The sequence below is a fragment of the Paracoccus yibinensis genome (assembly GCF_030846195.1).
GTDB classification, from domain to species: domain Bacteria; phylum Pseudomonadota; class Alphaproteobacteria; order Rhodobacterales; family Rhodobacteraceae; genus Paracoccus; species Paracoccus yibinensis.
The window spans coordinates 1-14,455 of the sequence record NZ_JAVCWH010000033.1; the positions used below are offsets into that span (position 1 = coordinate 1).

10 protein-coding genes are annotated in these 14,455 nt (G+C 62.5%); 6 read left to right on the top strand and 4 right to left on the bottom strand.

Annotated features, from left to right (window positions below; all coding sequences use genetic code 11):
• Window positions 1–52: 52 nt before the first annotated feature.
• The 4 genes from RAH32_RS20510 to RAH32_RS20525 all read left to right on the top strand — a co-directional run bounded on the left by RAH32_RS20510 (window position 53) and on the right by RAH32_RS20525 (window position 7,118).
• Window positions 53–796, top strand: coding sequence for an ImuA family protein (locus tag RAH32_RS20510; protein ID WP_306610260.1), 744 nt, complete (start codon window positions 53–55; stop codon window positions 794–796).
• The gene (locus RAH32_RS20515; protein WP_306610261.1) at window positions 729–2,255 is read left to right on the top strand and encodes a Y-family DNA polymerase; all 1,527 of its coding nucleotides are present in this window, start codon (window positions 729–731) and stop codon (window positions 2,253–2,255) included. The genes RAH32_RS20510 and RAH32_RS20515 overlap by 68 nt, the downstream gene beginning before the upstream one ends.
• 13 nt (window positions 2,256–2,268) lie before the next feature.
• Complete coding sequence (locus RAH32_RS20520; RefSeq protein WP_306610262.1) at window positions 2,269–5,592, top strand: error-prone DNA polymerase; 3,324 nt, start codon at window positions 2,269–2,271, stop codon at window positions 5,590–5,592.
• A gap of 362 nt (window positions 5,593–5,954) precedes the next feature.
• Window positions 5,955–7,118: an ATP-binding protein gene (locus RAH32_RS20525; protein WP_306610263.1), complete on the top strand. Its 1,164-nt coding sequence runs from the start codon at window positions 5,955–5,957 to the stop codon at window positions 7,116–7,118.
• Window positions 7,119–7,153: 35 nt separating this feature from the next.
• Here RAH32_RS20525 and RAH32_RS20530 read toward each other — a convergent pair whose 3' ends face one another.
• Window positions 7,154–8,101, bottom strand: a complete 948-nt coding sequence (locus tag RAH32_RS20530; protein WP_306610264.1) for a ParB/RepB/Spo0J family partition protein — start codon at window positions 8,099–8,101, stop codon at window positions 7,154–7,156.
• Complete coding sequence (locus tag RAH32_RS20535) at window positions 8,098–9,297, bottom strand: AAA family ATPase (protein ID WP_126156399.1); 1,200 nt, start codon at window positions 9,295–9,297, stop codon at window positions 8,098–8,100. The genes RAH32_RS20530 and RAH32_RS20535 overlap by 4 nt, the downstream gene beginning before the upstream one ends.
• 584 nt (window positions 9,298–9,881) lie before the next feature.
• Here RAH32_RS20535 and RAH32_RS20540 point away from each other — a divergent pair.
• On the top strand, window positions 9,882–10,904 hold the full coding sequence (locus RAH32_RS20540; protein ID WP_306610265.1) for a replication initiation protein: 1,023 nt from the start codon (window positions 9,882–9,884) through the stop codon (window positions 10,902–10,904).
• A gap of 149 nt (window positions 10,905–11,053) precedes the next feature.
• On the top strand, window positions 11,054–11,449 hold the full coding sequence (locus RAH32_RS20545; RefSeq protein WP_306610266.1) for a type II toxin-antitoxin system VapC family toxin: 396 nt from the start codon (window positions 11,054–11,056) through the stop codon (window positions 11,447–11,449).
• A gap of 15 nt (window positions 11,450–11,464) precedes the next feature.
• Here RAH32_RS20545 and RAH32_RS20550 read toward each other — a convergent pair whose 3' ends face one another.
• Together RAH32_RS20550 and RAH32_RS20555 are read right to left on the bottom strand one after the other, a co-directional pair.
• A complete protein-coding gene (locus RAH32_RS20550; protein ID WP_306610267.1) occupies window positions 11,465–12,340 on the bottom strand; it encodes a recombinase family protein in 876 nt (291 codons plus the stop codon).
• A gap of 355 nt (window positions 12,341–12,695) precedes the next feature.
• Window positions 12,696–14,357, bottom strand: coding sequence for a BCCT family transporter (locus RAH32_RS20555; RefSeq protein ID WP_306610268.1), 1,662 nt, complete (start codon window positions 14,355–14,357; stop codon window positions 12,696–12,698).
• Window positions 14,358–14,455: the final 98 nt, after the last annotated feature.

Sequence of the window (14,455 nt, forward strand, 5' to 3'; positions counted from 1 at the left end):
CAAAACAAGAACGAGTCTGTTTGTTCCCAACTGCCTTGGATCTCTTCTGATCATGCCCGCACAGTCCTTCAACCCTGCCATTGCCGCCTTGCGCGCGCAGATCGCGCGGATGGAGGGGGATGGCGGACCTGCGCGGGGCGTGTTGCCCTTTGGCGTACCCGAGCTTGACCGCCGTCTGCCCGGAGGCGGCCTGGCGCTCGGCTGCCTGCACGAGGTGGCGGGCGGCGGCGATGGCGCAGTGGATGGCGCGGCAGCCTCCTGCTTTGCGGCCGGCATCGCCGCGCGTCTGCCAGGTCAGGTGCTGTGGTGCGTCACACAGGCGGACCTGTTTGCGCCGGGGCTGGAGCAGGCGGGCCTTGGCCCGGACCGGGTGATCTATGTGGAAGCGGGCGATGAGGTCTCGGTGCTGGCCTGCATGGAGGAAGGCTTGCGCCATGGCGGACTGGGAGCGGTCGTGGCTGATGTCGCGCGGCTCTCGATGACTGCTTCTCGCCGCCTGCACCTAGCGGCCAAGGGCTCGGGCACGACCGGCATTGTGCTCAGACGCTGGCGCCGCCAGCAGGAGGCCTATGACTTCGGGCAGCCGACGGCGGCGATGACCCGTTGGCGTGTTTCGGTCCTGCCCTCGACGCCTCTGCCTGTCCCTGGAGTCGGCCGGTCCCGCTGGCTTGTGGAACTGATCCGGGCGCGGGCGGGAGAAAGTTTCGATATCGAACTGGAGGCGTGCGATGGCACGGGTCATCTCGGTCTATCTGCCACTCTGGCCGATCGATCGGCTCAGGCGGTCAGCGCCTGAAGCGGCACCTGTGTCGGACGAGAGGCCGCTGGTGCTCGCCGGCCGGGTCGGCAGCCGCAGGCTGGTGACGGCCGCTTGTGCCGTAGCCCAAGTCCTGGGTCTCTTCGTCGGAATGCCGGTGAGCAAAGCCCAAGCGATGGTCCCGGGCCTGCAGGTGCTGCCCCATGATCCCGCTGCCGATGCCGCCTCGCTGGAGCGGCTGGCGCTCTGGGTCCTGCAGCGGGTTTCGCCGATCGTCGCGGTCGATCCACCGGACGGGCTGGTGATCGACTCCACCGGCACCGATCATCTCCATGGCGGCGAGGAGGCCATGCTCGAGACGCTGATCGGTCGGCTGGTCATTTCGGGCGTCACAGCACGAGCCGCCATTGCCGACACTTGGGGCGCCGCTCATGCCTTGGCCCGCCATGTCGCAGCGCCGATGCAGGTGGCCGCGCCGGGCACAGTCGAGGCGCTGCTGAGCCCCCTGCCCCTCTCGGCCCTGCGGCTGCCGCCCGCGACGCTCGCGAGTCTTCGCACCTTAGGCTTTGTCTGCATCGGCGATCTGCTGCATCAGCCCCGCGCGCCCCTGACCCGGCGCTTCGGCCCGGACCTCTGCCGCAGGCTGGATCAAGCCTTGGGCCACGCCTCCGAGCCGATCGAGCCCTTGCGGCCTGCGGACCTCGTCGAGGTGCGCCGCTCGTTTGCCGAACCCATTGCCGCCGCCGAAACCATCGCCCGCTATATCGGCAAACTGGTAGCCCAGCTCTGCACGGTCCTGGAGGAACGCGGCCTCGGCGCACGGCGGCTCGATCTGCTCTGCTGGCGGGTCGATGCCCATGTGCAGACCGTTCGCGTGGGTCTTGCCCGCCCGCAGCGTGATCCGCAGCGGCTGACCCGGCTTCTATGCGACAAGATCGAGACCATCTCGCCGGGCTTCGGCATCGAGATCCTGTCGCTGACGGCCGTGATGGTCGAGCCCTTGGAGGCCCGGCAGGTTGCCGGCTCGCTCTTGGAGACCCCTGCCCCCGATCTGTCCGGTCTGGTTGATGTGCTGGCCAACCGCGTCGGCGCCCGCGGCGTCTATCGCATGGCGCCTGTGGCGAGCGACGTGCCGGAACGCTCCGTCACCCGCATCGCGGCCCTGTCCGAGCCGGTCGGCGCCGGCTGGCCCGATCACTGGCCGCGGCCCACCCGCCTGCTACCCCGGCCAGAGCCGATCGAGACGCTGGCGCTGCTGCCCGATCACCCGCCTGTCTGGATTGCCTGGCGGGGCATCCGCCGCAAAGTGGCCCGGGCCGACGGGCCCGAGCGGGTCTTCGGCGAATGGTGGAAGCGCGACGCCGAGATGATTGCGGTGCGCGACTACTTCCGCATCGAGGACGAGTCCGGGGAACGCTACTGGGTGTTCCGGGCGGGCGACGGCGAGAACATCGAAACCGGCTCGCACCGCTGGTTCCTCCATGGGGTGTTCGGATGAACGGTGTCATCGGATGACCGGGCCGCACTATGCCGAGTTGCAGGTGACCTCGCCCTTCTCCTTCCTGCGCGGCGCTTCTTCGGCCGAGGAGCTGTTCGCCACGGCGGCGGTGATGGGGATCGAGGCCCTGGCGATCACCGACCGCAACACGCTTTCGGGCATCGTCCGGGCCTGGGAGGCGGCCAAGGCCACCGGCGTGCGGCTGGTGGTGGGTTGCAGGTTGGACCTCGCCTGCGGCATGGCGCTGCTGGTCTATCCGATAGACCGGGCGGGCTATGGCCGTCTCTGCCGTCTCCTGACGCTCGGCAAGTCCCGCGCCGGCAAGGGCAAGTGCCATCTCGACTGGACGGATGTCGCCGAGCACGCCGAGGGCCTGATCGCAGTGCTGGTTCCGGATCTGGCCGATGACACCTGCGCGCTCCACCTGCGCCGGCTGCGCGATGTCTTCGGCGATCGTGCCTACCTGGCCCTCACCCTGCGCCGCCGTCCCAATGACCAGCTGCGGCTGCATGAGCTGTCGACCATGGCCGCACAGCTGCGGGTGCCGACTGTCATCACCAATGACGTGCTTTATCACGAGCCGCCCCGCCGCATCCTGCAGGATGTTGTCACGGCCATCCGCCACAACGTGACCGTCGAGGTCCTGGGCTTCCGCCGCGAGCGCCACGCTGACCGGTATCTGAAGCCGCCCGCCGAGATGTATCGGCTGTTCTCGCGCTACCCGGAGGCTCTGGCGCGGACGGCGGAGATCGTGTCCCGCTGCCGCTTCTCGCTGGACGAACTTCGCTACCAGTATCCCGAGGAACGGGACGATCCCACATTGACCCCGCAGGAGACCTTGGAACGGCTGACGTGGGAAGGGGCGGCATCCCGCTATCCCGAAGGTGTGCCCGACGAGGTGAAGGCTTCGCTCAGCCACGAGCTGCGCCTGATCGCAAAGCTGTCCTACGCCCCCTACTTCCTGACCGTCCATTCCATCGTCCGCTTCGCCCGCTCCCGCGGCATTCTCTGCCAGGGACGCGGCTCAGCGGCGAACTCCGCCGTCTGCTATGTGCTGGGCATCACCGCCATTGATCCGGGCCGCAATGATCTTCTCTTCGAGCGCTTCGTGTCGGAGGAACGCCATGAGCCTCCCGACATCGACGTCGACTTCGAGCATGAGCGCCGCGAGGAGGTGATCCAGTGGGTCTACGGGACCTACGGCCGCGACCGCGCCGCGCTCTGCGCCACGGTGATCCGCTACCGCGCCAAGGGCGCCCTGCGCGATGTCGGCAAGGCCATGGGCCTGCCCGAGGACCTGATCCAGACCATCTCCGGCCAGATTTGGGCCTGGTCCGAGGAAGGGGTGAGTGAAGCGCAGATCCGCGAGCTGAACCTCGATCCGTCTGACAGGCGTCTGCGGCTGACGCTGGAGCTGGCACGTGAGCTGCAGGGCTTTCCCCGGCACCTGTCGCAGCATCCGGGCGGGTTTGTCCTCACCCAGGATCGTCTGGATGATCTGGTGCCGATCGAGCCTGCCGCCATGGAGGACCGGCAGATCATCGAATGGGACAAAGACGACATCGATGCGCTGCGCTTTATGAAGGTCGATGTGCTGGCGCTCGGCATGCTCACCTGCATGGCCAAGGGGCTGGCGCTCATCGAGGCGCACAAGGGCGTCTCCTATGACCTCGCCACCATTCCACCCGAGGACCCGCGCACCTATGCGATGATCAGGAAGGCCGACACGCTCGGCACCTTCCAGATCGAGAGCCGGGCGCAGATGGCCATGCTGCCGCGGATGAAGCCCCGCACCTACTATGACCTGGTGGTGCAGGTGGCGATCGTGCGGCCCGGTCCCATCCAGGGCGATATGGTTCATCCTTACCTGAGACGCCGCGAGGGGCTGGAGCCGGTTGAGTATCCCACACCCGAACTCGAGAAGGTGCTGGGAAAGACCCTGGGCGTGCCGCTCTTTCAGGAACAGGCCATGCGGGTCGCGATCGAATGCGCGGGCTTCACGCCCGGCGAGGCGGACATGCTCCGGAAAAGCATGGCCACCTTCAAGTTCACCGGCGGTGTGTCTGCCTTTAAGGACAAGCTCGTCTCCGGCATGGTGGCTCGCGGCTATGATCCGGACTTTGCCGAGCGCACCTTCCGCCAGCTCGAAGGCTTCGGCTCCTACGGTTTTCCCGAAAGCCATGCCGCCTCCTTCGCGCTCGTGGCCTATGCCTCGGCCTGGATGAAGTGCTGGCACCCCGATGCGTTCTGCGCGGCCCTCCTGAACAGCCAACCCATGGGCTTCTATGCCCCGGCACAGATCGTTAGGGACGCCCAAGAGCACGGCGTCGCCATCCGACCCATCTGCGTCAACGCCTCCCGATGGGACTGCACGCTGGAACCCACGGGACAGCCGGGCGATGAGGGCAGCCGCTTTGCCGTACGCCTCGGGCTCAGGATGATCAAGGGGCTGGCGAACAGCCATGCCGCTGCCATCGTGGCGGCGCGGGCGGATCAGCCCTTTGCCTCCGTAGAGGATCTCTGGCGCCGGGTGCGGGTGCCGATCGCCAGCCTGACCCGCATCGCCGAGGCTGATGGGTTCAGGCCCAGCCTCGGGCTCAGCCGCCGCGACGCGCTCTGGGCGCTGAAGGGACACGGGCCAGAAGAGCTGCCGCTTTTCGCGGGTGCGCGGAAGGCATCACAGCGGCAGGAGGAGGACGCTGGGGCAGGGGAACAGCGGAACAACGAGACCAGAACCGAAGACGAAGAACCTGCCGTTGCGCTCCGAACAATGACGCTCGGGCGGGAGGTGGTGGAGGACTACAGTCATACCGGCCTCAGTTTGCGCCGACATCCCGTCTCGTTCCTGCGCGAGACGCTGAAGGCACGGCGCGTTATTCCTTGCGCCGAGGTCATGGCCAGCCGGGATCGCCGCTGGTGTGCGACGGCGGGCCTGGTCCTGGTGCGGCAGCGGCCGGGATCGGCCAAGGGGGTGATGTTCATTACCATCGAGGACGAGACAGGTGTCGCCAACCTGGTGGTCTGGCCGAAGGTCTTCGAGGCGCACAGGCGGGTCGTGCTGGGCGCCGGGCTGATCGCCGTGCAGGGTCGCATTCAGCGGGAAGGCGAGGTCGTGCATTTCGTGGTTCATCGGATCAGCGATCTGTCAAAGGATCTTGCCAAAATCGGCTGTCAGGAAGCGCCCTTTCCGCTCACCCAAGGGCGTGGAGATGAAGGGCGGTATGGGGCGGCGGGGACCCCGCACGAGGAGGCGCCGACTGGACCGCCCGCGCGGGAGATCTACATCCGTGACCTGCATCTTGATGCGATCTGGGTAAAAGGACGGGATTTCCGGTGAGAAATACTGCGCGGCGGGCAAAATGACCTAAAGTCGCGAAGGGCGGAATGCGGACCTTCGCTCCAGCTACTATACGAGCATTTCCCAGGATTGAGAGTGGTGCCGAAGCTTTTAGCAGACGAGTTTTCAGGGGCAGACCATCGCCACTGCAAGAAATGACCCAGCGCGCCAGCTGAATCCTGACTCGCCTTGGAAGCATGGCCTCTGACGGAGCGTAGGAGAGCCGGTTATTATTGAGGCGGCGATGGCGATCAAATCCGGATGCTGGTTAGGCTCGACAACCATCTTAAAGTCAGTTGACCTTAGTATTTTCGCGTAATCTACCTTGCAAATCTGCCATGCCATGGATTATTTGCAAGGTTATGTACAACCGTCATGTTTTCGAAGCCGTCATTTCTGCCCTTGATGAGCAAGCGGCTGTGGTCTTGCTGGGACCCCGGCAGATCGGAAAAACGACCTTGGCACTGGATGTTGCCGGACAGCGTCGCTCTGTCTATCTGGATTTGGAGCGGGAGGCAGATCGGCGGATCCTTGTCGAGCCTGACCTTTATCTGGACGAACTGGCTGGAAATCTGGTGATCCTTGATGAAGTCCAGCAGATGCCGGACCTGTTCAGGAACCTGCGCGGTCAGATCGACATGCGGCGTCGCAAGGGGTATCGCACGGGGCAGTTCCTGTTGCTGGGATCGGCATCGAACGTGCTGTTGAACCAGTCGGCAGAGTCCCTGGCAGGTAGGGTCCGCTATATCGAGATGCCGCCTCTTCTGTTAGACGAGGTGGGCGAAAACCGCCTGAATGACCTTTGGCTGCGAGGGGGATTTCCAGACAGCTTCCAGGCCGCCCATAACCGTGCCAGCCTGTCCTGGCGCGAGGACTTTATTCGCACCTATCTTGAGAGGGATATCCCCGCCCTTGGGCCGCGCATTCCTGCGACGACGCTGCGACGGTTCTGGACGATGCTTGCGCATACCCAGGGTGGGCTTCTGAACGCCTCGGCCTTGGCCGAAGGACTGGGCATATCGGGCCAGACGGTTGGACGCTATCTTGATCTTCTGGTTGATCTGATGCTGGTTCGCCGCCTGACGCCCTGGCACGAGAATTTCGGCAAGCGCCTGGTCAAGTCTCCCAAGGTCTATGTCCGGGATAGCGGCCTGGTCCACGCGCTTCTCGGCCTTGGCTCTCTCGAGGCACTCCTGGGCCATCCCGTCGTTGGTGGCAGCTGGGAAGGGTTCTGCATCGAAACGCTGATCGCCGCTGCGCCTTCCGGGACGGAGGCCTTCTTTTATCGAACCTCGGCCGGGGCAGAACTCGACCTGGTCCTTCGACTGCCGGATGGCAGCACCTGGGCGATTGAGATCAAGCGCACCACTTCACCCAAGGTATCCCGCGGGTTTCATCTTGCGATCGAGGATATCGGCGCCGATCGAAAGCTGTTGGTTTATGCGGGAGATCGCGAGGTGCCAGGCGAAAACGGACTTCGGGCAATGCCGCTCGGTCGCACTCTTGCGGCCTTGCGAGAAGCCTGATCGCGAGCAGCGCGGAAATTGCCAATTGGCAATTTTCATTTTCCAGCCCTGCCGGAAAGGTAATCATCCAGGGCCGATCGCAGTTCGGCTTCGCCGATGCTGGCCGGAAATTCGAAACGGATCCTGTTTCCGCGCTTCTGGACGGTGATGCCGGACGGCTTACCAGCCTTGGGCGCCGAACCATAAACAGCCGCTTTCAGGCGCGACAGAACCTTTGGAACGGCAACATAGCCCCCCTGCCCTGCCCTGGCCTTTCCCTGTTCGGCCGCAATCCTTTCGGCCTCGGCCAGAACCTTGTCCTCACCGTCCTGAAGCATCACGCGTATCTGCCGGGCGTGCAGTTCCCTGATTTCAGTGATGCGGGGCCAGGCGTCGATGATGGCCTTTGGCAGCCGCGCAAGATGCAGATAGCGCGACAACCATGCCTCGGACACCTCAAGGCGTGCGGCCATGGTCTTCTGCTTTCCCCCATAATAGGCGCCAAGCGCCTGAAGGTAGTCGCAGGCCCGCTCATAGTCACTGAGATCGGCGCGGTCCCGGTTTTCTATATCGGCAAGGCGAAATGCTTCTTCGTCGGTCAGGTCACGGACTTCGATCAGATAACGGAACTGGGGATAGTTGTTGGCCCGCAACCAAGTGACGGCGAAATGCCGACGGGCTCCGCAGATGACCTCGTACTCTCCGTCCTGCCCCACCGGCAGCTTGCGAACAATGGCCGGAAATTCCTGTTGGCCTTGTGCCTTGAGGCTGTCGATCAGGTCGCGGCAATTTTCCTCGGTCAGCAGATCATAAGCGCGGTTATGCCGGGACCACATCACGCAACGTGCGGGATCGACCCATCTCAGCACCTTTTCCTCGCGCTCGCCGCTTTCCGAAAGCGCGTTGGTCCGCTTCAGGAATCTGGCACCTCCCCGATCCGGGGTTGCTGGCGCAGGCAGATCCTTCAGGACATCGTCGAAGATCGCATTGTGTCGCTTGCTCACAACAAGCCCTCCTTGCGCAACTGACGGTGATGGCTTGGCCAAGTCTTTCGGATCAGGAGCTCGACCTCGCGCCCGACAGCATCAAGATAGGCCCGGCAGCGCTTGTGTGTCTCGGTCCGGGTCGCGGGGCCAGTCAGTTCATAGACCGTCATCAGATTAGCCGTCGCATTGTCGATCTCAGCGGAATCCCTCAGCGAAACGCTCAGCATGTCCTGCGGAAACACCGCATCCATCATGCGCTTGATGGCCTGATGCGCTGACTTCTGGTCGTTCATCTTGGAAGTTAGGATCTTCACGAAGCTGTACTCCCGCGCCCCGCCATGCCGCGCCAATTCTGCCAAGGTCGATTCCATCATCTTCAGAAAATGTGCCGTGGAAGCAAAGTCGATATTGTTGGGCGGCGCGGGAATCAGCAATGCGTTGGCCGCGCGCAGCACCGACAGCGACAGCATCCCAAGCGCGGGTGGCGGATCCATGAGGATGATGTCGAACTGGTCTGCGATCGAGGCGACACCCTCGCGAAGACGGTCAAGGATGAAGGCCGGGTCGCGTGCCATCCGCGCGGCAAATTCGTATTCCGCGTCGTAAAGCCCCAGGTTCGCGGGAATCAGGGCTATACCGGGCCAATGGGTCGCTCTCAGGGCGTAATGCAGCGACTTTGGTCCGCCATGCTGCAGGAAGGGATAAAGCGTGTCTTCTTCCTCATCCACATCGACATCGGGGTTCAGGCCAAAGACGGCAGTGGTCGAAGCCTGCGAATCGCAATCCATAACGCAGATACGGTAACCGCGCAGCGCGAAATACTGGGCCAGATGAACTACCAATGTCGTCTTGCCGACCCCACCTTTGAAATTTTGCACCGCCATGATCAGGGGCGGATCGTCAGGGTCGCGATGCGGAAGCGTGCCGAACACCTCACGCATCCGGTTTATGTCTGCCAAGCTGTATCCGTGGCGGCGATTGGTGGTCTCGTCCTTGGACGGTTCAGGAAGCCGGCCATCAGATTCCGCATCCCGGATTGCCTTTTCTGACCGCCCTACCATCTCGGCAGCGGTGCGAACGTTGAAAAGCAGATCGAGTTGCTTTTGCGTTCCGGGAGAAAAAACTCTTTCCCTCAGCCGTTCGATCACGGTTGAGGCACGCTGGCTGAGAATTGCGAGCTCGTCCAGGGTGACGGGGGGCAGAACATGGTTCATCGTTGCAACTTTGCTGCTCGTTCCCCGGCAGTATGTCGGAAAGCAGCCAAGAGTTAAAGTTCGGTTTTTCGAGCCAAGACTCTGGAAAACCGATAGTCGGCAATCCAAGCAACGATTACCGATTTTTCCGCTTTCTGCTTTGGTGAGAAAGAGGCGCAAGTCCCAATTTGTAAGGAATGACAGTCTTAGCGGACGGATCCTGTGGATAAAACCAAACGACCTATTTGTTCGGATTCATCTGATTCAGATTCGTGATGAGTAACTTCTTGATCGTACTATGATTTCTTTGGAAAGTCTTACGGTTTGGGACTGCACTGCATACTTTCCGGGATGGCTATCCTTACGATTCGGGCGGCATGGACTTACAGATCGGGTGCTGCGGAAAGCTTACGTTTTGGATGCCTTATCCAGGCCCGAATCACGCCAAAAATTGTCCAGCAAAAGCAGGCGCTTGCGAATCACCTGGAGGAACCAGCCGACGGTTAGGCTTACTTTTTGGGTGATGCTAATCAGACACAAGCCAGCCTGCTTGAAAAATTACCATGGCAAAGCTACAAAAGTAAGGCTGAAGATGTAGGTGAAATGTGGCGGACGCATCGATTCGAACGGTTGAAGCTCGGCCCAATGCCGACAGTCTGGTCAAGCCGGGCGAGCTTGTCGACCTTGTGGAAGTGACGCCGCTGACCTTGAGCGACCGTCGGATCTATAACCAGCTTCTGGAAAACGCATGGGATGCCATCGACAAGCCGGTGACGCATGTCATTGCCAAATCCGTGCTGCGAGGAAGTCACAACTCCAACGACCGCGTCGGTGAAAGCCTTGAAAGATTGATGTCAGCAATCGTCAAGGTCGCTGTGACCTGGGAAGGTGAACCGGCCATAGAACGGGTCCAGCTTCTTGGCGGAAACCTGGAAAGCGGCCGGAACGACGGTTTGCTGGAATACGAAATTCCTGCGCGCTTGCGAAAGATCATCCGCAATAGCCAGGTCTTTGCGCGTTTGCAGCGCGAGGTCATGTTTGCCTTGTCCTCGAAATACGCGCTGACCTTGTATGAGATGGTGCAGAAGCGCGGAAATCTTCGCTGGAAAGCGTCGGAAAGATTCATGCTCGATTCCCTGCGCGGCATAATGGGCGTGCCGAAGGGCAAGCTTTCGTCCTGGTCCAATCTGAAGCTGCGTGCCATTGATCCGGCGGTGGCCGAGGTCAACGCGCTGTCGGATTTCATGGTCGAGATTTCGCCGATCAAGACGGGGCGGGCCGTTACCCATGTCGAGATGCGATGGTGGCGCAAGGATGGCGATGCCAGCGGAGCCGCAGATCGCGCGCTGCAATTTTCCAGGGTAGGACGCCGGATAAAGGTCGAAGGCAGGGCCGAACAGGTGATTGCAGGGCAGGGGGCTGGACCCCGTCCTGCATGGCTCGACAGTCGAGGTCCAGCCCTCCAAACCGCAACCTATGAAACAGCACGCCTGCGCCATCCCGGCTATGACATCTACTTTGTAGAAGGCGAATGGCGACGGTGGAGCGAAGCAAAAGAGCCTCCACATAACCCTGATCGCGCCTTCTTGGCGTTCTTTCGTAGCTATGCCGAGAAGCATCCCATTTAAAAATTGCCAATTGGCAATTTTTCGGAGAAGTGGCTAGTTGTTGTACGCTACCTTCGGGACGAGGCGGGGCCGATCAGGAGCTTATGGATCGCGCCGCTTAGGTCACCATACGCCGCGCCATGGCTAAGGTATGGGTGACAAGGATTGCCTTGGACACCAATGTACCTGTTCGCTTCCATGTCCCGGGAGATTTCCAGCAAACGGCACAAGCCAATGTCGTTTTCAGGAACCTGACGGACGAATACCCGGCCTGGCGGTGCCGGGAGGTTCTATTGGATCTGGTGTGGGTTCTGGAACAGGCCTACCGGCTGCCGCGCACCGACATCGCCCGCGCCCTCGACGGCCGGCTTTCTGCGCAGGAGATGGTGGTCAAACATGCCGACCGCGTCGGGCTGGCCGTCGAGCGTTACCGTCAGGGCGGGGTAGAGTTCTCGGAACATCTGATCGCTCTGGCACCCGCGATGCGGGCTGCCGGGCAACGTTCAGCTTCGACCGGCAGGCTGCGAACAAGGCCGGGCAGGACGATGGTGCCTGAACTTACCTGATTGTTCGATGCCGCCTCACCCCACCCCCTTTTTCGCGGCTCTTCGCAGCAGAGCGCGCACGCTTGACGGGTACCACTTCGTGCTGCCGCGCGGGGTGCGTTCGCGCATCTGTTCCAGCCGTTCGGCCATGCCGGCTAGCGTTAGGCCGGGATCAGCCAGGCGCATGCCGACGACAATGGCCAGCAGCCGGTCATCGGCATCCCGTCGCGGCGCTCGCTCCAGCACCGTGTCCGGCAGCAGCCCGTCCCGGACATAGGGCTTGGCCGCACGCTTCAGCTTTTCCACCGACCATACCTGGCCGCTGCGCGCCTGGACTAACCTTGCCAGATCCTCCCAGGGCATGGCGGGCCGGTGCCGCCGCACCAGCGGCAGCCAGTCATCGGCCGAGGCCTCCAGCTTGCGGAAATAGGTCTCGTCGCGCGCCATGCGCAGCTTGCGGATTGCCTCGCGGTCGCCCGCCCGCAGGGCCGGATTGCCGCCCACTCGCCCCTGCGCCTGGGCCGAGCGCAGCCCCGCCTTGGTCCGCTCGCGGATCAGCGCGCGTTCCAGTTCCGCCACCGCTCCCATCACCTGCAGCGAAAAGCGGCCCTGCCGCGTGGCCGTGTCGATGGGATCGCCGAGCGAGCGGAAATGCGCACCCCGCGCCTCCAGCGCCTCGATCACCTGCAGCAGATGCGCCAGCGAACGGGCCAGCCGGTCGAGCCGCACCACCACCAGCGTATCCCCGGACCGGATCTGGGCCAGAAGCCGCGCGAGGGCAGGGCGGGTGCGGTCGGCGCCCGAGGCGTGCTCCTCATGGATGAAGGCGCAGCCGGCCTGGCGCAGTTCTACCAACTGCGGATCGAGCGTCTGCTCGAGGGTCGAGACGCGGGCATAGCCGATGAGCGGCATGGAGGGTTCCGGGTTGGGGCTGTTTGCGCGCGTTTATACACATTCGCAAGGCAGGAGAAAACGGTCGTTTGTGAACGCTTATGACACAAGATGCCCGCAATCGCTGCTCCCGATGAAAAGGATAGGGGGACTGAACACAATTGCTGCGCTGCCTATTAGAGCAGTGAATCCTCGTTCCGAAAGGCACCACGGCTTCATTTGAGGCATCGCCGGGCCGCTTAGCTGCCCTTCGCCGTTACAGCTGAAAAGTCCTCTTCGTCGTCGCTGAGATGACCCCCTTCTTGTTGTTTGGGTAATCCGCAAATATAAAAAGAACAGCGGCTATGGTCGTTACGAGGCTGCAAGATTGAAAGCGCTACTGCGGCTCAGCCCTCAGTCCTCTCACAAGTGCGAAGCACGCACCCAGCAACACGATTGTAAAGGGAAACCCGGTTGAGACGGCCATGGCCTGCAGCGCCGCAAGCCCGCCGCCCAGCATCAGCGCGATGGCGACAAGGCCCTCGAAGGTCGCCCAGAAGACGCGCTGCGGGACGGGGGCGTTGATCTTGCCGCCGGCGCTGATCGTGTCGATCACCAGAGAGCCGGAGTCCGACGAGGTGACGAAGAACACGATCACCAGCACGATGCCGATCAGCGAGGTGATCGCCATCAGCGGCAAATGCGCCAGCATCTCGAACAGACGAAGCTCCAGCGCCGCGTCCTGGACCGAGGTCAGCCCCTGGTTCACTACCTGACTGATCGCCGTTCCGCCAAGCGCCGTCATCCACAAGGTCGAGACAAGCGACGGGATCAGCAGCACCGCGACCAGGAACTCGCGCACCGTACGGCCACGGCTGACACGGGCGATGAACATGCCCACGAAGGGCGACCAGCTGATCCACCAGGCCCAGTAGAAGGCGGTCCAGCCCTGCCGGAAGTTGTCATCATCGCGGCCGATGGGATTGGAGAGTGCCGGCAGATATTCGCCGTAGGCCAGCAAGTTCTTGAAGAAGCCCGTGGTAATCTGCAGCGTCGGACCCACCGCGATAATGAAGACCAGCAGCAGGAAGGCCAAGACCATGTTGATCTCGGACAAAAGCTTGACGCCCTTCTCCATCCCGGCCACGACCGAAGCTATTGCGATCCCGGTGATGATGATGATCAGGAAGATCATCGCGCCCGTGGTCGCGGGCAGCCCGAACAGGAAGTTCAGCCCCGCGCTTGCCTGTTGCGCGCCGAAGCCGAGAGAGGTCGAAAGCCCGAAAAGCGTGGCGAACACGGCCAGGATGTCGATCAGATGGCCCGGCCAACCCCAGACGCGCTCACCGAAGATCGGATAGAAGATCGACCGCAGGGTCATGGGCAGGCCCTTGTTGAAGGAGAAGAGCGCCAGCGACAGCGCGACAATGGCATAGATGGCCCATGGATGAAGCGCCCAGTGGAAGATGGTTGCGGCCATGGCAAGCCGACGCGCGCCTTCCGCATCGCCCGGCGCCCCGTCCAGGGGCGCCCAGTCGGTGCGCAGCCCGTCCTGCCCGACGACGGGGCCGTCGAACGCGGCGGTGAAATTGCCCAAGGGTTCGGCCACGCCATAGAACATCAGTCCGATGCCCATGCCTGCCGCAAACAGCATCGAGAACCAGGATCTGTAGCTGTAATCGGGCGTCGCGTCGGGTCCGCCAAGCCTGATGCGGCCCAGCGGCAGCACGATCAGCGCGATGCAAAGCAGCACGAAGACATTCGCGGCGCTGATGAAGAACCAGTCGAGGCGGGATGTCAGGAAATCCCTAGTCCCGACGAACAGCGGGTCAAGCGTGTTCTGGAACATCAGCGTCAGCAGCGTAAAGGCGACCACCCCGATGGCCGAAACGCTGAAGACGACGTTGTGGATGTCCAGTTCGAACACGAACCGTCGGCGGTAGTTGATGTTGTCTTGCCCGATCTCGTAATCAGTTTCGATAACCTGGGTCGCACCTTCGGGCGCGGGGATCGCATCGGGCGTTTCAGGATCAAGGGGAACATCGGGATCTTGGGTCAAGACGGAGAGTGTCCGATCTTTTGTGTATGAGTGATCCGGTCCATGCTTCACCGAAAGGAAGCATGCATGACGATCTCCAAGGAACTTCTGGATGAACT

Bases quoted from the DNA above. Each gene is read 5' to 3' on its own strand.
- RAH32_RS20535 (WP_126156399.1), bottom strand. From the start codon at position 9,297: ATGAACCATGTTCTGCCCCCCGTCACCCTGGACGAGCTCGCAATTCTC.
- RAH32_RS20550 (WP_306610267.1), bottom strand. From the start codon at position 12,340: ATGCCGCTCATCGGCTATGCCCGCGTCTCGACCCTCGAGCAGACGCTC.
- RAH32_RS20510 (WP_306610260.1), top strand. From the start codon at position 53: ATGCCCGCACAGTCCTTCAACCCTGCCATTGCCGCCTTGCGCGCGCAG.
- RAH32_RS20525 (WP_306610263.1), top strand. From the start codon at position 5,955: ATGTACAACCGTCATGTTTTCGAAGCCGTCATTTCTGCCCTTGATGAG.
- RAH32_RS20515 (WP_306610261.1), top strand. From the start codon at position 729: ATGGCACGGGTCATCTCGGTCTATCTGCCACTCTGGCCGATCGATCGG.
- RAH32_RS20520 (WP_306610262.1), top strand. From the start codon at position 2,269: ATGACCGGGCCGCACTATGCCGAGTTGCAGGTGACCTCGCCCTTCTCC.